General features: G+C 34.3%; 11 protein-coding genes, 1 tRNA gene and 2 rRNA genes. 7 read left to right on the top strand and 7 right to left on the bottom strand.

Features of this window, described 5'->3' with window-relative positions; genetic code table 11:
* Positions 1-44: 44 nt before the first annotated feature.
* Together Fokcrypt_RS03330 and Fokcrypt_RS03325 are read right to left on the bottom strand one after the other, a co-directional pair.
* Entirely contained in the window at positions 45-848 is an 804-nt protein-coding gene (locus Fokcrypt_RS03330; RefSeq protein WP_323722115.1) for a hypothetical protein, read from the bottom strand.
* A 212-nt stretch (positions 849-1,060) separates the two neighbouring features.
* Positions 1,061-1,945 (bottom strand): YihY/virulence factor BrkB family protein, encoded by an 885-nt coding sequence (locus Fokcrypt_RS03325; RefSeq protein WP_323722114.1) that lies wholly within the window; start codon positions 1,943-1,945, stop codon positions 1,061-1,063.
* Positions 1,946-2,080: 135 nt separating this feature from the next.
* Here Fokcrypt_RS03325 and Fokcrypt_RS03320 point away from each other — a divergent pair, with 135 nt between their 5' ends.
* Complete coding sequence (locus Fokcrypt_RS03320) at positions 2,081-2,839, top strand: response regulator transcription factor (RefSeq protein ID WP_323722113.1); 759 nt, start codon at positions 2,081-2,083, stop codon at positions 2,837-2,839.
* A gap of 90 nt (positions 2,840-2,929) precedes the next feature.
* Here the strand turns inward: Fokcrypt_RS03320 and Fokcrypt_RS03315 are convergent, their stop codons facing one another.
* Genes Fokcrypt_RS03315 through Fokcrypt_RS03305 form a run of 3 tightly spaced genes read right to left on the bottom strand, consistent with a single transcriptional unit; the run spans position 2,930 to position 6,903 of the window.
* Positions 2,930-4,897 carry an ATP-dependent helicase gene (locus Fokcrypt_RS03315; RefSeq protein ID WP_323722112.1) on the bottom strand — a complete coding sequence of 656 codons (1,968 nt, stop codon included), beginning with the start codon at positions 4,895-4,897 and terminating at the stop codon, positions 2,930-2,932.
* Positions 4,898-4,903: 6 nt separating this feature from the next.
* The gene (locus Fokcrypt_RS03310; RefSeq protein ID WP_323722111.1) at positions 4,904-6,073 is read right to left on the bottom strand and encodes an NADH-quinone oxidoreductase subunit D; all 1,170 of its coding nucleotides are present in this window, start codon (positions 6,071-6,073) and stop codon (positions 4,904-4,906) included.
* Positions 6,070-6,903, bottom strand: coding sequence for a glutamate racemase (locus tag Fokcrypt_RS03305; protein WP_323722110.1), 834 nt, complete (start codon positions 6,901-6,903; stop codon positions 6,070-6,072). The genes Fokcrypt_RS03310 and Fokcrypt_RS03305 overlap by 4 nt, the downstream gene beginning before the upstream one ends.
* Before the next feature lie 223 nt (positions 6,904-7,126).
* On the opposite strand from Fokcrypt_RS03305, the gene Fokcrypt_RS03300 reads away from it, so the two are divergent.
* The 3 genes from Fokcrypt_RS03300 to Fokcrypt_RS03290 all read left to right on the top strand — a co-directional run bounded on the left by Fokcrypt_RS03300 (position 7,127) and on the right by Fokcrypt_RS03290 (position 11,687).
* Positions 7,127-9,840: ribosomal RNA gene (locus tag Fokcrypt_RS03300) — 23S ribosomal RNA — on the top strand.
* Positions 9,841-9,997: 157 nt separating this feature from the next.
* A 5S ribosomal RNA gene (gene rrf, locus Fokcrypt_RS03295) occupies positions 9,998-10,112 on the top strand.
* 1,498 nt (positions 10,113-11,610) lie between these two features.
* Positions 11,611-11,687, top strand: a tRNA-His gene (locus Fokcrypt_RS03290).
* A gap of 122 nt (positions 11,688-11,809) precedes the next feature.
* Here Fokcrypt_RS03290 and Fokcrypt_RS03285 read toward each other — a convergent pair.
* Together Fokcrypt_RS03285 and Fokcrypt_RS03280 are read right to left on the bottom strand one after the other, a co-directional pair.
* Positions 11,810-12,733, bottom strand: a complete 924-nt coding sequence (locus Fokcrypt_RS03285; protein ID WP_323722109.1) for a 5'-3' exonuclease — start codon at positions 12,731-12,733, stop codon at positions 11,810-11,812.
* Between the two features lies 1 nt (position 12,734).
* A complete protein-coding gene (locus tag Fokcrypt_RS03280; RefSeq protein WP_323722108.1) occupies positions 12,735-14,243 on the bottom strand; it encodes a methionine--tRNA ligase in 1,509 nt (502 codons plus the stop codon).
* A 44-nt stretch (positions 14,244-14,287) separates the two neighbouring features.
* On the opposite strand from Fokcrypt_RS03280, the gene Fokcrypt_RS03275 reads away from it, so the two are divergent.
* Genes Fokcrypt_RS03275 through nuoG form a run of 3 tightly spaced genes read left to right on the top strand, consistent with a single transcriptional unit; the run spans position 14,288 to position 18,025 of the window.
* Positions 14,288-14,863: a GNAT family N-acetyltransferase gene (locus Fokcrypt_RS03275; protein WP_323722107.1), complete on the top strand. Its 576-nt coding sequence runs from the start codon at positions 14,288-14,290 to the stop codon at positions 14,861-14,863.
* Positions 14,860-15,894 (top strand): ATP-grasp domain-containing protein, encoded by a 1,035-nt coding sequence (locus Fokcrypt_RS03270; RefSeq protein WP_323722106.1) that lies wholly within the window; start codon positions 14,860-14,862, stop codon positions 15,892-15,894. Before Fokcrypt_RS03275 ends, Fokcrypt_RS03270 begins: the two co-directional genes overlap by 4 nt.
* 46 nt (positions 15,895-15,940) lie before the next feature.
* Positions 15,941-18,025: an NADH-quinone oxidoreductase subunit NuoG gene (gene nuoG, locus Fokcrypt_RS03265; RefSeq protein ID WP_323722105.1), complete on the top strand. Its 2,085-nt coding sequence runs from the start codon at positions 15,941-15,943 to the stop codon at positions 18,023-18,025.
* Positions 18,026-18,027 lie beyond the last annotated feature (2 nt).

Genomic DNA, 18,027 nt, shown 5'->3' with positions numbered 1-18,027 from the left:
TTTTGGCTGATCTTGTTCTTTTTCCGGCTGTTTTTTGTCTTTATCTACTTCTTTTGGTTGATTTGGTGCTTCTTCCTGTAGTTCTTCTTTTGGCTGATCTTGTTCTTTTCCGGCTGATTTAGTTCTTGTTTCAGCTGTTGTGCTTGTTCTTGTTTCTCCGGCTTTGACAGATCTTGTGATTCCATTTCTTGCAAAATTGCTTCAGCAGGCTTGCTCTCAATGTTTTTACGCTTTTTCGGTATTGTGTCTGAAATTGCTTTAAACGTATCTTTAGTTTTTTGTCCGATTGCTTTAAACGTATCTTTAGTTTTTTGTCCAATTGCTTTAGACGTATCTTTAGTTTTTTGTCCGATTGCTTTAAACGTATCTTTAGTTTTTTGCCCGATTGTTTTGGAAGTTGTAGTTTTTTCATTATTGCTTTTTGCGTTTTTTTCCTGCTGTTCTTGCTGATTTTGTTCTTTTTTCTGCTGATTTGGTGCTTCTTCCTGTAGTTCTTTTTTTGGCTGATCTTGTTCTTTTTCCGGCTGTTTTTTGTCTTTATCTACTTCTTTTGGCTGATTTGGTGCTTCTTCCTGTAGTTCTTCTTTTTGGTTTTTTAGTTCTTCTTTCGGCTGATTTGGTGCGTTTCTCTGTTGTTTTGCTTCTTCCTTTATTTCTGGCTGTTTTCGTGAGAAAAGGTTTGTTATTGTTTTCTTGAATGATTTCTCAGAACTCTTTATTACAGAGTCCTTGTTTTTTAATTGCTGTTGTAACTCTTCTATTTTTTTCTCTAAAAGTTCTGTTTTCTGTTGTTGTTTTGTTATCTTGTCATCAAGATTTTTTATATCATTACTACCAGAGTCTTGCATAATTACAGAATTACAGTTTATATATTAACATTATTATATAATCAATATATAACATTGTCTATAAATATATATATAATGCTAATTTCCATTATATTGCTTAAGCATCTAAAAAATATATTTACTATCTACATAAATTGCTAACTAGTTGTATCGTTCGTCATAATGTCTTTTTAAGGATATCATATTCCTTATTTTCTCTTTATAAAGTCAAATTACTTGCTCCTTATTTTGTATATTACTCCATTAAGTTCTAACCCGAATAAGAAAATAAGAGATGCGAAATATATATAAAGAATCGATATGGAGATGCCTACCATGCTCCCATATATGATATTCAACTGACCAGCACTTTGTATGTAATACCCAAAGATTTCAGAAAAAATTTCCCAGAAAAGTATAGTATTGATCACTCCTGGCATAATTTGCCATACTTTAAGACGTTGTCTAGGAAAGGTGTAATGTATGTATGATAGCATTCCAAATAGTGCAACATATATCGCCGGAATGTAATATTCAATTTGTACAATAAAATTCAATATATCGTATAATGTATTCTCTAATTTAATAAATTTTGTACACTGAAATAATATGAGTGGGATTAGCTTAAAACATAAAATAGAGAATATCAGAAACAATGAGAAAGCCATAAACTGTACTATACTAATGATTCTTCTTCTTATGTAATGGCAGTTCTGCGTTGTGCCATATATCATATAAACATACCATAAAATTCCGTCGAATAAACCTGAAGCACTCCATATTGCGCTTAGCATTGCAAATGTTAACATGCTTTCCGGTGGTGTACGTAATATTTCGAGTATTCTGTTACTCACGCCATCTATAAAGACGTGTGCTTTACTGCTTAGTAATGAATTTGTGATAAGCTCGTCGATATCCAATGTTACATGAAAAAGATCTCGATATTCCGTCGCAATAAAAGTACTAACTGCAGTGAAAAAAATTAAAGATGGAAAAATTCCTAGAAGTACTAAAAAAACAAGATATCCCGAGTACTCGTATGCATTTTTTCTTAATAGATTTCGAATAGCTACTTTATAGATCATTAATATTACTTTAAATGCTCGTATTAAGCTCATATTGTAATTCTACTTAATATATTGATTGAAAAAGTATTATAAAAGTTGTAGAAGCTAATTCGTTATGCTTTTATCACAAAGAAGTGCAATTGCATATTATTTTAGATAAAACACGTTAAAAATTTTTTACTCATAATGAAAAAGGAAAAAACAATTCAAAAGAAGATTATGATAGTGGAGGATGATTCCGCCATGTTATCTCTCATGGAGTATAGTTTGACTTCAGAAGGATATCTCGTCATACCAGTCTTAACAGGAGAGAATTGCGTAAGAACTGTAGAGGAAAAAAGACCAGATCTAGTTATATTAGACTGGGTGCTTCCAGAAAAATCCGGTATAGAAATATGTGAAGAATTACGTTGTGTTCCAGATCTAAAGGATCTGAGAATTATAATGATTTCTAGTCACAGTAAAGGACAGCATAAAATTACAGGTTTGAAAAAAGGTGCAGATGATTATCTTGAAAAACCTTTTATTATAGAAGAGCTTGTATTGAGGGTTAAGAACTTGCTAAAAAGAAGTTCGATAGAAGATTCTGATATACTGAAATTCATGGAGCTTACTTTAGATCTTAGAAGACATTCGTGTACGATAGAGGAGAATGGTGTTGCTCACGAAATAACTTTAGGACCTATAGAATTTAAATTGTGCCAATTGCTATTGATGAATTCTGAAAAGCTAGTATCAAGAGATAGAATTATAGCGTTGCTTTGGAATAGTACAACTATGGAGATGCAGCATGATAAGGATAAGATATTGAATGTTCATATGACGAGGTTACGTTCATCGTTGCTTAAATATCCTAGCAGTATTGATATCAAGACGATTAGAGGATATGGATATAAAATGGTAAAAGTTGTTCGCGGCAAAGATAGTAGTGAAGGCGATCACTAGATTGCGGATGTTACTATAGTGAGCGTACTTCATAAGAAAAGTCATTATTCAGCATGTAGTAGAAGTTCATTTCATATCCGATAAAATTGCTTATTCGAATGCAAGTGCTGCTTCTGTAATAAATCTTGATGGTGTGTTACTGAATCTACTACCATTGCATAACTTATACTTTGAGTACGACATGCATAACTTATGTCGTGCTCGCGTCATTCCTACATATAGCAATCTCCTTTCATCTTCTATGTTTTCTGCTTGATAGCTTCTATAATACGGTATGTTTCCTTCTTCTATGAATGGAATGAATACTACGTCGAATTCCATTCCTTTAGAACTATGTATTGTGCTGAGATAAACTGCACATTCGCCATTTGATTTCCGTACATTTACGTGATTATTTCGCGAAAATCTTTCTATAAATGGAGATGCTTTTTTATATTGTGATGCTATTTCTATGATATTTATGATATTTTGGAGCTTTTCATTTTCATATTCTTGTAATATTTGAGAATGTGGGTGAAAATCTGCTAATTTCTCAAATTGCCCTTTTGTAAGGGTTTTTATATATCCTATGCTATCGATGGAATTACCTATCACATCTCCTATTTTTCCACGTTCTAAGAAAGATGTATTACTAGATATCTTATCTACTATTTCTTTTATTCTTAATAATTGTAATTTAGGAGATAGTTTGAAACTGTGTTCACTGCATGCTAGCTCATATAACGAACAGTTAAATTGTGATGCAATTTTGAAAAGAACATTTATTTGTGAGTTGTTAAGAGTTTTAGTAATAAGCAACAATTCTTTTAGATTGTGATCAGCATGAGGATTGATGCTAAGTTCCAATATATTTAATACGAGTTGTACTTCTTCTCGTTCTACAAAGGATCTTGTATTACCAATAATATACTGAATATCATTGTGCCTCATAGAATGTTCAAGTGGTATGATATGTGCATTATTTCTAACGAGAATAGCTATGCTATTGCTATGCGGTAACAGTTCTAGAATTTGAGTAGTGATGTGAGATACTTCAGATGTATTAGATTCATAGCATTTTATTGTAACTCCGGTAGAAAATGTAACATCACTTTTATCAATGAATGATTTTTGTATTTCTTTATAATATCTACTAGAATTGTGAGATATAAGTTTAAAGGCGTGATAAATAATATCGCTATTAGAACGATAATTGTTTGATAGATGGAGTATTTGGGACAATGGAAAATTATCTCTGAATGTTGTCATACGTTCAGTGTTTGCACCTCTCCAAGTGTATATTATCTGATCATCGTCTCCCACGCAAAATAGTGAATTAGTACCTTTTTGTAGCAAGGTCATTATTAGATAATATTGCGCGAAGTTAATATCTTGATATTCATCTACTATGATATGGGAAAATTGTTTTTGTAATAATTGTACAATTTCTTTATTTTCTATAAATAATTGCTTCACGTATAGCAGTATATCTCCGAAATCTATGAGATTTTTTATTCTTAAGGCGTTTTGGTATTCCTGATATATAAAGAGAAATTCTGAATTTGTATCTCGAGACTCTAGTTCTTCGGTGCTATATAATTTATCTTTTATGTGTTGTATATCTTCATATATCTTGTGTGCAATACCTATATTGTTTTGAGTTTTTCTTAGAATTTCTTCTATAAGGTGTATGCTTTCTTTTTCTGATGTGACTTTAAATTCATGCGATAATCCAATCAAAGTAGCATGTTTCTTTAATATTCTTACTCCTATTGCATGAAATGTTCCAATCCAAACTTTCTCCATAAATTTACATTTAGTAGTATGCAATCTATGCTTTAATTCGCTCATTGCTCTTGTACTAAAGGTAAGTACCATGATTTCGTGAGGGTTATATGATTGCACTAAAAATTGTATGCGAGCTACTATTACAGAGGTTTTTCCACTTCCTGGACCTGCTAGTACCATTACGTGCTGTTCAGTAGTGGTAGAGGCTGCGATTTGTTCTTCGTGTAATGTAAGATGGTTTTGTTTATATCCATGCTCTATAGCAGTAAACATCGGACTGTATGTAGTCATTTTGATTTATCTGTCTATTTCTCCAAATACAGCATCTATCGTACCAAGATTACTCGAGACATCTGAAAGCATATGACCAATAGACATTTTGTTTAATATCTGTAAATGTGCAAATCCAGGAGCTCTAATGTGTATCCTATATGGTTTGTTCGAGCCATCTGATACTATATATAATCCAAATTCTCCTTTTGGCGTTTCTACGGCCGTATAAGTTTCTCCTGCTGGTACCGTATATCCTTCACTGAAGAGTTTGAAATGATGAATTACAGCTTCCATTGATGTAGCGAGCTCTGCTTTAGGTGGTGGTGTAACTTTCCTATCGTTTACGAGGTATTCTCCTTTTGGCATTTTTTCTATACATTGAGTAGCTATTTTTATGGACTCTTTAATTTCTAATACTCTTACGTTATATCTATCATAGCAGTCACCATTTACTCCAACTGGTATACTAAATTCAAGCTTGCTGTATACCTCATATGGCTGTGACTTTCTTAAATCCCAAGGTATACCTGAAGCTCGTAACATAGCACCTGTAAGAGCGAAGTCTAGTGCATCGCTTTTTGATATGATACCTATATTTACCAATCTTTGTTTAAAGATTCTATTGTCGTTTAAAAGTGATTCTATATCAGAAAGTACTTTAGGAAGCTTTAATAGAAATAGTGATATTTTATCGATTATCTGGCTATTTAAATCACTATTTACGCCACCTGTTCTAATATATGCACAGTGCATTCTGCTTCCTGAAATTTCTTCGTAGATTCCCATTAATTCTTCTCTTGCTTCAAAAGCCCATAATAGTGGAGTTGTAGCTCCAGTATCTAGCGCGAGTGATGTAATGCTAAGAAGATGGTTACCTATACGTTGTAGTTCCAGTAGTAAAACTCTTATATATTGAGCCCTTTCTGGTACTGATATCTGAAGCATTTTTTCTATGGCAATTGAAAAGCAATGTTCTTGTGCTAGGGGAGAGACGTAATCCAACCTATCCATATATGGTAATCCTTGTGCATAAGTCTTATGTTCTAGTAGCTTTTCCGTACCGCGATGAAGAAAACCTATTTGTGGCTCTATTTCCCTTACTGTTTCGCCACTTAGTCTTATTATGAGATTCAGTACACCATGTGCTCCCGGATGTTGTGGTCCGAAATTGATGAAAGTCTCTCTATCGCTCATAGTGTAGAATTAAAGGTGAATTTGAAAGAAGAGCAAATATCATCATAAAATGGTATATGATTTTGTAGAATATTTCTACAAGTTGCTACTATTCTAGTGCGTTGTTCTTGAGGCATTTTATGGATAATGAAGGAAATTTCTATTGGAGGTTGCGTTGTAACTTCATAAAATGGGGTGATATAACTCATTACATCTGTAGCTATAGCCTGAGATGGATCTATTATTGTGATATCATAGTTGTTGTGAGAAAAAATTTCGTAAAGCTGCTTGATCAGAATTGCATAATGTGTACATCCAAGAAATATAATATTTGGAGTAGATTTACTACATTCTTCACGTAAGTGGTTGTATATTTTCTGAGCAGCTTTTGATAATTCGCCTTGATGTATGTATTCTACCACCTCTTGGGTAACAGGTATCGAATGTATTTTATCAAATTTTTCTAGAAAATTTTGATTAATAGAATGTGATAACTGCGTACATATAAAGATTTTTTGATGTTCTTGATATTTTTTTAGAATCTTTTCTGTAATTGGTAGCGTATCTATTACTGGAATTCTCGTGACAGTTTTATTAATAATTCTCGAAAAAGAAGCAGTATAACATGCTATTACAAATAATTGTACGAATTGTTGTTCAGCATTGCACATAATAGTATTTACACGTTCCACTATTGTTGTAGATTGCTTTGTTCCATACGGAAAAAATTCAAGATCAGCAATATAGGAAATATTACAATACCTCATCATGTAGCTCTCACGTACTTGTTTTATAAATGAGGAGAATGCAGATAAGCCTCCTAATCCACTGTCAAAAAACTGTATTTTCATTCTGTTTCAACCATTATTTGGCGTTATGAATATTAAAGAATTCGTTGATAATTCACAAGTTACGAAATGCTGGAAATAAAAAATGTAAAAACGTATTTGACATCTATAGGGTAACTTCTATAGAGTCGTCATTGCACTGAGTGCGTTTCAAAGTAGTTTAGCAATATAACCAAAGCAAAATTATCGTTGAGTAATTTTATTACTGTGTACGCATAATACCAGCGACAAAATATAAAAAGAGCTTTTAGTGGATGCCTTGGTGATAAGAGACGATGAAGGACGTAGTAAGCTGCGATAAGCTGCGTGGAGGTGCTAACATCCGTTAATACGCAGATTTCCGAATGGGGAAACCCTTTGCACTATAAGTGCAAAATCTCGCAAGAGAGGTGAACTCAGTGAACTGAAATATCTAAGTAACTGAAGGAAAAGAAATCAATTGATATTTCGCTAGTAGCGACGAGCGAACGCGAACCAGGCTTTTGAATTTAAAAATTAGAATGTGTTGGAAAACACAGCAATATAAGGTGATAGCCCTGTATAAGTAAATTAAATTCATTTTTAAGAGTAAGGCGGGACACGTGAAATCCTGTTTGAATATGGGGGGACCATCCTCCAAGCCTAAATACTACTTATCAACCGATAGCGAACTAGTACTGTGAAGGAAAGGTGAAAAGAACCCCGAGAGGGGAGTGAAATAGAACTGAAACTAATTGCTTATGAGCAGTCAGAGCACGTATGTGTGATGGCGTACCTCTTGTATAATGGGTCAGCGAGTTAGTGTGTCTAGCAAGGTTAAGCTGTTAAGCGTAGCCATAGCGAAAGCGAGTCTGAATAGGGCGAAAGTTAGACGTATTAGACCCGAAACCGAGTGATCTAGTCATGAGCAGGCTGAAGTCAAGGTAAGATTTGATGGAGGGCCGAACTCGTCAATGTTGCAAAATTGTGAGATGACTTGTGATTAGGGGTGAAAGGCCAATCAAACTCGGAAATAGCTGGTTCTCCGCGAAATCTATTTAGGTAGAGCGTTGCTTAGTTTCTTATCAGGGGTAGAGCACTAGATCGGCTAGGGGGCCAAAAGCCTACCGAACCTAACTAAACTCCGAATACTGATAATGATGAGAGCAGCAGACAGGCTGTGGGTGCTAAGATCCATGGCCAAAAGGGAAACAGCCCAGATCGTCGTCTAAGGTCCCTAAGATATGGTTAAGTGTTAAAGGAAGTGAAAACGCCAAAACAACTAGGAGGTTGGCTTAGAAGCAGCCATCCCTTAAAGAAAGCGTAATAGCTCACTAGTCTAATAGCGATTTTGCGCCGAAAATGTAACGGGGCTCAAACCATACACCGAAGACACGGGTTCATTCGTTTGAATGAGCGGTAGCGGAGCGTTGTGTAAGCCTGTGAAGATGCACTGTAAGGTGTGTTGGAGGTATCACAAGTGAGAATGCTGACATGAGTAGCGTAAAGAGGTGTGGAAAACACCTCCGCCGAAAGTCCAAGGTTTTCTACGTAAAGTTAATCTGCGTAGAGTTAGCCGGCTCCTAAGATGAGGCTGAAAAGCGTAGTCGATGGGAATCTTGTTAATATTCAAGAGCCTGCTAGAAGTGACAAATCTGTAATGCAACAACTGGTTAATGGATTCTGGTTGTAGCGGAAAGGTTTCAGGAAATAGCTCTAGCATATAGACCGTACCCCAAACCGACACTGGTGGACTGGTAGAGAATACCAAGGCGTAGAGAGAATGATGTTGAAGGAACTAGGCAAATTGCATCTGTAACTTCGGGAAAAAGATGACCATGCGCAAGCGTGGTGGCACAAATTAGGGGGTGGCGACTGTTTATCAAAAACACAGGACTCTGCAAACTCGGAAGAGGAAGTATAGGGTCTGACGCCTGCCCGGTGCTAGAAGGTTAAGGTGAGGAGTGCAAGCTCTGATCCGAAGCCCTAGTAAACGGCGGCCGTAACTATGACGGTCCTAAGGTAGCGAAATTCCTTGTCGGGTAAGTTCCGACCTGCATGAATGGCGTAACGACTTCCCCACTGTCTCCAACATCAACTCAGCGAAATTGAATTCTCCGTGAAGATGCGGAGTGCCCGTGGTTAGACGGAAAGACCCCGTGAACCTTTACTGTAGTTTTGTATTGATTCCAGGAGTTTGTTGTTCAGGATAGGTGGTAGACTGTGAGCTCAGAGCGCAAGCTCTGAAGGAGTCGTCCTTGAGATACCACCCTGCAAGCTTTTGGTGTCTAACTGAGCTCTTTGAATCAAGAGCCAAGACAGTGCATGATAGGCAGTTTGACTGGGATGGTCGCCTCCTAAAGAGTAACGGAGGCGTACGAAGGTAAGCTCAAGTTGGTCGGAAATCAACTGTAAGAGTGCAATGGCATAAGCTTGCTTGACTGCGAGATTGACAAATCGAGCAGAGACGAAAGTCGGTCATAGTGATCTGGTGATCCCGCATGGAAGGGTCATCACTCAACGGATAAAAGGTACTCCGGGGATAACAGGCTGATGAACTCTAAGAGTCCATATCGCCGAGTTCGTTTGGCACCTCGATGTCGACTCATCACATCCTGGGGCGGTAGAATGTCCCAAGGGTTCGGCTGTTCGCCGATTAAAGTGGTACGTGAGTTGGGTTCAGAACGTCGTGAGACAGTTCGGTCCCTATCTGCCATGGGTGTAAGGAAAATTGAGAGAATCTGACTTTAGTACGAGAGGACCGAGTTGGACGTATCTCTTGTGTACCAGTTGTTTTGCCAAGAGCAGCGCTGGGTAGCTATATACGGAAGGGATAACCGCTGAAAGCATCTAAGTGGGAAACCCGTCTCAAAAATAATTTTCCCTATAACACCGTAGAAGACTACTACGTTGATAGGCTGGATGTGTAAGTAGAGTAATCTATTTAGCTAACCAGTACTAATGTGTAATTGATTTTGTTGCTGTTGTCGTTTATGGCGTATGCAGTGATAAAATTGCTCTTTTTGATAATTTTGCTTTTGTATTGCTATCTATTTTGTAAAGAAAAAGATTTCTTGTTATGTTCTATATTGCCCTGTGCGGAACTGAGCATAATAAGAGCTTGAGTTCTTATTGCAAGCCTGATGATTATAGAAAGGATGAAACACCTGATCCCATTCCGAACTCAGAAGTGAAAAGCCTTTTCGCCGATTGTATTGCGTCTTAAGACGTGTGAGAGTAGGTCGTTGTCAGGCTCGTAATAGGTGCTTACCATGTTTTATCATTACTTAGATGGGATTTAAGCTATTTTAAATAGTTTAAGATCCTGTGTTTTTTTATACTAATATATATATTCATCACTTTGAAATATTGATACTATATTAATATAGATGTTTTTTTAAGAAGTTTGTGGTAAGCTTATTCACTTTGAAGTGATGTATATTTAGTATATTTATTTTATTATATTGGTAATTTGCTAAAATATTTGATTGTCATAATGTGTGTGGCAAAAAAAACTCTTGAATTAACAAAGGATATTTCGAATATACCTGAATAATAATATATTTTTTATTAAAATCTCTTTCTTCTTCTTAAGATAATTATCAATTTGAAGTAATGTAAAACTGTATAATGTAGCGTATAATAATTTGAAATTACGAGATCTTAGATAATTCTTTTTTTTATTTACTCTTCAAGAGGTGCTTTTGTGAGCTAAGATATATCGTTTGCTTCATGTAGTAGTGCCTTTTTATTTTTTCAATCACTTGCATATTTAGCTCTTTTATCGTGCAATTTTTCCAGATTTTTGTTTATTATGACATTCCTTTGATAATTTCTTTTTTCTCATAGTCTTTTCGCTTTTGCGTATACAAAATACTAACGGCAGTTTACTTTTAGTTGCTCTAGCATTGTTATTTGCATTTGATATAACTATTTTTTTTACTTTTTAAGTTATTTTTAGATTTTTTAATAGCTTTATAGTTGATATTTATATTATTCATTTTTTGAAATTGAGTGATATGTATTGCATTGTTATTCTTATGTTATTTTTTCACCGGTGTAATTATTACTATTTGTTAGTGCTTACGTATTAATTCCGGAGTTGTTGCGATACTCTCTTACATTACCTGAAGTTTTCATCACTAAAGAAATTATTTGATATCTTACTTACCGAAATTTTAGGTTTTATACCATTATCAAAAGAAATGAGTTCCATTATGACGGAGGTTAGTATTTCAATGCTATAATTTGAGTTATTTTGAATTATTTAATTTCCAAATTCTTATTTTTTCCATTTATCATTATTGTTCTTTATTTTTATCGTTGTTAGCAATTATTTATTTTTTGGCTATTTGTGATAGCGTATCTCTTGGAAAGTTCATTGTAGCGTGTGATACTTTGAGTTTAGTTGGTATACTCTTCGCGTTTTTGTACTTATGCGTTTTGTTGTATAGGCTGAGATTGATTATTTTTTATATATTTTAAAAAAGTAGTTTATGCTTTAATGGTATAAAATTCATTCTACAAAATAAATATTTTTTATTTATGTAGAGATATATTTCAATAATATTTACATATATTGTTACATTTTTTGAGTAAAGCAATCACTAGATAATTATTCTGTATATGTAACATGTTGCATAAGGAAATTTTTATATATTATGAAAAATAAAAAAATGGGTTAGACTTTATTTTGCAAGCTCTGTAAGCTCTATGGTGTAGTGTTTGTGTTTTGCATTACCTATAAAGTTGGCGGATATAGCTCAGTTGGTTAGAGCGTCGGTTTGTGGTACCGAAGGTCGCGGATTCGAGTTCCGTTATTCGCCCCACCGTTTTTAGCGTTAGATTTATTAGTATTTCGTGTAGTATTTGGAGCTACGCGCAAGCATTGCTTTGAAAAATGATATTCGTTTTGTAGAAGATTTTAATAAATTATTTGTTTTTTTTATTATCAATTGAAGTAGTTCTTTTTGTTGTTAACAGCACTTTGCATTTGATATTTTGAGAACAATTCGTTCATTTCGTGACTTCTACTTGCCCATCCATTCCATTTCATCTCTTCGTATGGAATAGTAATTTCTATATTATCAACCAATGTTGTTAGTGTTTTGAATAGTGCAATTTGTTCAATGTTATCAGTTATTTGTAAAGCTATTTTACTGTTGGAAAGCATGTGAGTATTTTGACATATTTCATCAACTGACTCGAATTTACTAAGTAATGTAGTTGCATGTTTTTTTCCAATCCCAGGAACTCCACGAATGTTATCTGCACTATCTCCAAGTAATGCTAAGAAGCATGGTACTTGATGAGGTTTAATTCCTAGCTTTGTAATTACTTCACATTCATCGATTACTTGTCTCTTATAAGGATCCCACATAACGGTATTCCTATTATCTTGTACGGCGATAAGTTGCATCAGATCTTTATCTTGAGAGACGATTGAGATATTAATTTGACTGCTATTATCTTGGTTATAAAACTTTTTTACTACAGAAGCGATAATATCATCTGCTTCTACTTTTGGATATTTTATAACAGGAATTTTCATACATTCTAGTACCTCTTCTAATATTGGAAATTGTAGAATGAATTCTTGAGGTAACGGTTTTCTATTTGCTTTGTATTCTTGATATATGTGATGTCTAAATGTTTCACCTTTTGTTTGATAATCGAGAGCAATACATACATATGTTTCGCTATTTTTATGCATTGCTAGGAGTGTGCTACTATGATCTAGCAATCTGAACATGGTGTTAATGAAGCCAGTTACTCCCCCTACATATGTGCCATTAGCATTTTGGTATAATGGGTTAGCAAAAAGTGACTTAAAGAAGATTGCATAGCAGTCTATAATTATGAGATGCTTACTCATTTTAATTTATTCTTGGAAATACTTGATTAAATTGCTTATCAACATATAGTTTATTAAACATAAAAGCGGCAGATGCTATATTAAATGTTATATTTTGTGTTTTTTGAAGGTAGAAAATAGATAAGATCTTCTCAGCACCGTCTGGTGCAAAAGGTTGCAATAAAATACCAATTAACCTTACTAGCTCTAAAGTATAGAATAAAATGGAATGTAATTCTTCTGTTTTATCTTTTTTATACCAAGGTTGCTCCTCACTGAAGTATCTATTAGCTATTTCCGATATCTTAAGAATGTTATCTATTGCCTCATAAAATTTGAGAGACTCCATATGTTCTATATACGATGATACTATTCCATATGCTTGTTGTAAGATATCATTATCAGGATTAGGAGGTTTTTTGCATATATTGTTCATATATTTTTGTATAAAAGTCACGCTTCTTTGTACAAGGTTACCAATGTTATTAACTAATTCAGCATTGATTAATTTTTGAAAATTACTCTTGCTATAACTGGCATCGTTACCGACTCTAGTTTCTCTTATGAGGAAATATCTAACATAATCTGGGGTATACTCATCTATTAAACTTTGCGGATCTATTACATTATTTAAGGATTTTGACATTTTTTGACCATCGTTAAGCCACCATCCATGCACTAATATCTTGAGTGGTAGTTCTTCGATACCTAGTGCAACTAATATAGCAGGCCAATATACAGCATGAAACATAAGTATGTCTTTACCTATAAGTTGTACGTTACACGGCCAATATTTGGATTTAAAATGTTCTGGAAGAACAGAAACGTAATTCATGAGAGCATCGATCCATACGTATATAGTTTGTTCTGTAGCATTTGGTACAGGTATTCCCCATTTTGTGTTCTTACGAGATATACATAAATCTTTTAATCCTCTTTCGATAAAACTTATGACTTCGTTAAGCTTTGTCTTTGGCTGTATAATGATTCTTCCACTATGATAGATTTTTAACAATTCTTCTTGAAAAGCTGATAATTTGAAGAAGTAACATTCTTCAGAGCAGAATGTGACATCCGCACCAGTTGGAGCTTTACCATTGACTATTTCTTCTTCAGAATAAAATGCTTCATCCCGCTCTGCATACCAACCCGAATACTGTCCTTTGTATATCCAACCTCTTTCATGTAGAGTTTTCCATACAGATATTACGAAATTTTTATGTCTTTCTTCTGTTGTCCTAATGAAATCATTATAAGTGATATCTATAGATTCATATAAGGAGCGAAATTTATGAGATATTACATCGACTCTTTCCTGAGGAGATACTCCAAATCTTCTAGCTGTGAGTTCCACTTTTTGTCCATGTTCGTCCATACCTGTCACGAAATATACCTTTCGTTTTTGCAATCTATTATATCTTGCAATTATATCAGCTATTGTCGTGGTATATAAATGACCGAGGTGCGGTTCACCATTTGCATAATATATAGGTGTAGTGATGTAAAATTTGCTATTGTACTCAAAAGACATAATCGTATATCATCGATATTATCAGTATTTCTATCACACTGTTAGTGAAGAAACAAAATATCTTTGCAGAATTTCCTAATATAGAAATGGGAGAGCTTGTGTTACGCGAATTATCTACATCTGATTATAAGCGCTATTATGAAATATATACAGATCCAAGAGTAGCTATAAGACTTTCTGATGAGGATATACCAAAAACTGAGAGAGATGCGATGCTAAGTGTGATATACTGGAGAGATCTATTTCGTAGATCGCTTTCGTTTTTTTGGGGAATTGCTCTAAAAGAGACAGATAGTTTGATAGGTACAATAGGTTTTTTTGATTACAATGCCTATAATAGAAAAGCTGAAATTTGTTATGATTTAGATCCAAATTATTGGAGATGTGGTATTATGAGGCGAGCTCTTATAGAAGTGTTGAATTTTGGTTTTGGTGTGGTGGATTTGTATAGAGTATCAGCAAAAACACTTCATGATAATCAACCATCCTTAAATCTATTATATGATGTTGGTTTTCAAGAAGAGGGTATAATGCGTGGATATCGGTTTATAAGAGGTGAATTTCCCGATATCAAAGCACTTTCATTATTGCCTCATGAATTTCGATATAAAAGAAAATGAGAAAGATTATAGCCATTCAAGGAGATCCATTAAATACACTAAAGATAAGGACTGATACAAGTTTGTTTTGGGGAGCCGGTCTTAGTAAGAAAGGGTACGAAATATTCTGGTATACTGTTGATAGTATGTATCTATCTAATATTAATAGTAAAAAGAGTTTGTGTGCTAGAGGATACTTTATAGATTTGCAATATACTCCATATAGAGGTACTGAATGGACTAAGTTAAGTGACTTACAGGAACTTCATCTCGATAGTGTAGAATGTATATTACTAAGGCAAGATCCTCCTTTTGACATGTCATATATTACCTCTACATTTTTGCTAGAGCAGCTTTCTATACCTGTAATAAATGCCCCTAAAGGTGTAAGAAATAATCCTGAGAAAATTTCCCCTTTCAGTATAGCAGCTGAATATTTACCAAATACTATTATTACTGGATTGGTGGAGGAGATATTGAATTTTTTGAAAGAAAATTTAGATGTTGTTCTTAAGCCGCTATATGAATATTCTGGTAATGGTACAATACGAATGTCATATGGTGAAAGTAGGCTGCGTACTACAAATCAAGTGATATATAGAGACGATGAAGAAGCTAGAAGTGGTATACATGAATACGTTAGTAAATTTTCAGAGCCTGTAGTTGTTCAGGTATTTCTCAGTTCTATTTTAAGTGGAGATAAACGTGTATTTATAATAGATGGGGAGATAGTTGGTTCATTCAGTAGAGTGCCTTCTAGTGGTAATTTCTTAGCAAATATATATCAAGGAGCTAGTATTACTAATATTGAACTTAACAATGAGGAAATTTTGATGTGCAATAGGATTGCTCAGAGATTAAAAGAAGATGATGTATTTATTGCTGGAATTGATCTGATAGGAGGTTGTATTACAGAGATTAATGTAACTTCTCCTACTGGTTTTGTATTATTGGAAGAAATGCATAGCAGTGGTACAGAAAATAATATGATACTGCAAATACAGGAAAGATTAGTAAGACTTGTTAGTAGTATTATTGATACAAAAAAATAGGTTTTGTATGCTCTCTATGTATATATAGCATAAATTTCATGTTCCTGTGTCAATAAAAGTTTATATAAATGATAGATTATACGAGTTTGGAGATGCCATTACCATTATGCAAGCATGTGAGGTAGTCGGTATAAAAATACCAAAATTTTGTTACCATAAAAGACTCAGTATTGCTGGAAATTGTAGAATGTGTCTCGTGCAAATTGAAGATAATCAAAAACTTGTAGCAAGTTGTGTTCAAGTTATAAGTGATGATATGCATATATATACTAATACAAAACTTGTAAATCAGGCTAGAGCTGGTGTTTTAGAATTTTTTCTAATTAATCATCCATTAGATTGTCCGATATGTGATAAGGGCGGAGAATGTGATTTACAAGATCAAGTGTTTCGGTATGGCAAATGTAGCTCGAGATATAAAGAAGAAAAAAGAGCGGTACAACATAAGGATTTTGGTTCTTTCATAGAAACTCACATGACGAGATGTATACACTGCATGAGATGTGTGAGATTTCTGGATGAGGTAGCTGGAACAGGTGAACTTGTAGCTCTAGGTAAAGGAGAAGATATGCGTATCGATGTGCATACGGTTTCTAATGCAATATGTAAAGGCATTACATCTGAACTTTCAGGCAATATTATCGATTTATGTCCCGTAGGAGCACTAAATTCCGCGCCTTATGCGTATACTGCAAGACCATGGGAACTTACAAAAATTCCCTCTATCGATCTTTCTGATGCGGTATGTTCTAATACTGTACTTCATGTAAGAGGGCATCAAGTAATGCGAGTATTACCACGTGAGTGCGACTATATTAACGAAGAGTGGCTCTCAGATAAAGCTAGATTTAATTATGATGGTTTAAAATATCAAAGATTAGTAGAGCCAATATGGTTTGATAAAATTATGAAACGCAGGGAGTCTATTTCATGGGATGAAGCATATGATAAATTATATGTAGTGTTAAATGAATCTACAGCTATAGTTTCTGCTATAGTGGGTCATTATTCTGATGTGGAAAGCATTTTTGCGATAAAGGAGTTATTTAGTCATAAAAAAAATTGGTTTTTTGACTGTAGAGAAGAAGGAAGCATCTTAGATCCATCATTTGGGCGAGCAAGTTATGTATTTAATACTACAATCCAAAACATAGAAGATAGTGACGAATGTTTGCTAATTGGCACAAATCCAAGACTTGAAGCTGCTATTTTGAATGCTAGACTCAGAAAAGCATTAATTCATAATCAGCTCAAAATATCAGTTCTAGGTAATAGATTTGAGGCAAATTATCCATATACCTATCTAGGGTGTGAAAGCGCTCTATTGAAAGCGATATATGAAGGGAAGCATGAATATGCGAGGCGGTTGTCACACGCTAAAAAACCCATGTTAATATTGGGTAGTAACATATTAAAGCATCAGTATGATGGCCAAGCTATTTTGTACTACTCATATAAGATCGCAGAAAAGTATGGTCTTATAAGAGACGATTGGAATGGATTTAATGTGCTCAATACAAAGCCTTCGAGAGTTGGAGCATTAGATTTGGATTTTACAGCGAATTTTAGAGGAAGATTTTCAGATATTGGTGAAATGGAAAGTGATGTAGATGTAATGTTGCGAAAGTCTAATGTGCTTTTGCTATTTGGTGCAGATGACATAAATATCGATGCAATTAGTGATGATGTGTTTGTGGTGTATATTGGTCATCATGCAGATAAAGTTATCCGTAGAGCTGATTTAGTATTGCCTTCTCCTGCATATTCAGAGAAAGATGCAATGTACTTAAATCTTGAAGGGCGTCTACAGCATACTTGTCAAGCTGTACCTCCACTTGGAGTATCTAAGCAAGAGTGGATGATAGTCACGGAAATTGCTCAAAGATTAAAAATAGAGTTGAATTTTCATTCACTAGAGGATGTACGTGCTAAGATATCAATGAAAAGTGATTTTTTAAGACCGGAGAATATGTGCAATGTACTGGAGAGAAGAGATATTGCTATTCCTAAATTCACTAATTTTAGGAAGAAAGAGCTTATATACCAAGTGAGTGATTTTTATACGGGAGATCAAATATCTAACAATTCTTTAATAATGATAGAGCATTCTAATAGTCTGAGAAATAAGTGAAC

The sequence above is a fragment of the Candidatus Fokinia cryptica genome (genome assembly GCF_034359305.1).
GTDB lineage: Bacteria > Pseudomonadota > Alphaproteobacteria > Rickettsiales > Midichloriaceae > Fokinia > Fokinia crypta.
This window is presented reverse-complemented; position numbering and strand designations above follow the sequence as displayed.

Excerpts from the sequence above, each read along its gene's own strand:
- Fokcrypt_RS03270 (WP_323722106.1), top strand. The coding sequence starts at position 14,860 with ATGAGAAAGATTATAGCCATTCAAGGAGATCCATTAAATACACTAAAG.
- Fokcrypt_RS03330 (WP_323722115.1), bottom strand. The coding sequence starts at position 848 with ATGCAAGACTCTGGTAGTAATGATATAAAAAATCTTGATGACAAGATA.
- Fokcrypt_RS03315 (WP_323722112.1), bottom strand. The coding sequence starts at position 4,897 with ATGACTACATACAGTCCGATGTTTACTGCTATAGAGCATGGATATAAA.
- Fokcrypt_RS03320 (WP_323722113.1), top strand. The coding sequence starts at position 2,081 with ATGAAAAAGGAAAAAACAATTCAAAAGAAGATTATGATAGTGGAGGAT.
- Fokcrypt_RS03285 (WP_323722109.1), bottom strand. The coding sequence starts at position 12,733 with ATGAGTAAGCATCTCATAATTATAGACTGCTATGCAATCTTCTTTAAG.
- Fokcrypt_RS03325 (WP_323722114.1), bottom strand. The coding sequence starts at position 1,945 with ATGAGCTTAATACGAGCATTTAAAGTAATATTAATGATCTATAAAGTA.
- Fokcrypt_RS03310 (WP_323722111.1), bottom strand. The coding sequence starts at position 6,073 with ATGAGCGATAGAGAGACTTTCATCAATTTCGGACCACAACATCCGGGA.
- Fokcrypt_RS03305 (WP_323722110.1), bottom strand. The coding sequence starts at position 6,903 with ATGAAAATACAGTTTTTTGACAGTGGATTAGGAGGCTTATCTGCATTC.
- Fokcrypt_RS03280 (WP_323722108.1), bottom strand. The coding sequence starts at position 14,243 with ATGTCTTTTGAGTACAATAGCAAATTTTACATCACTACACCTATATAT.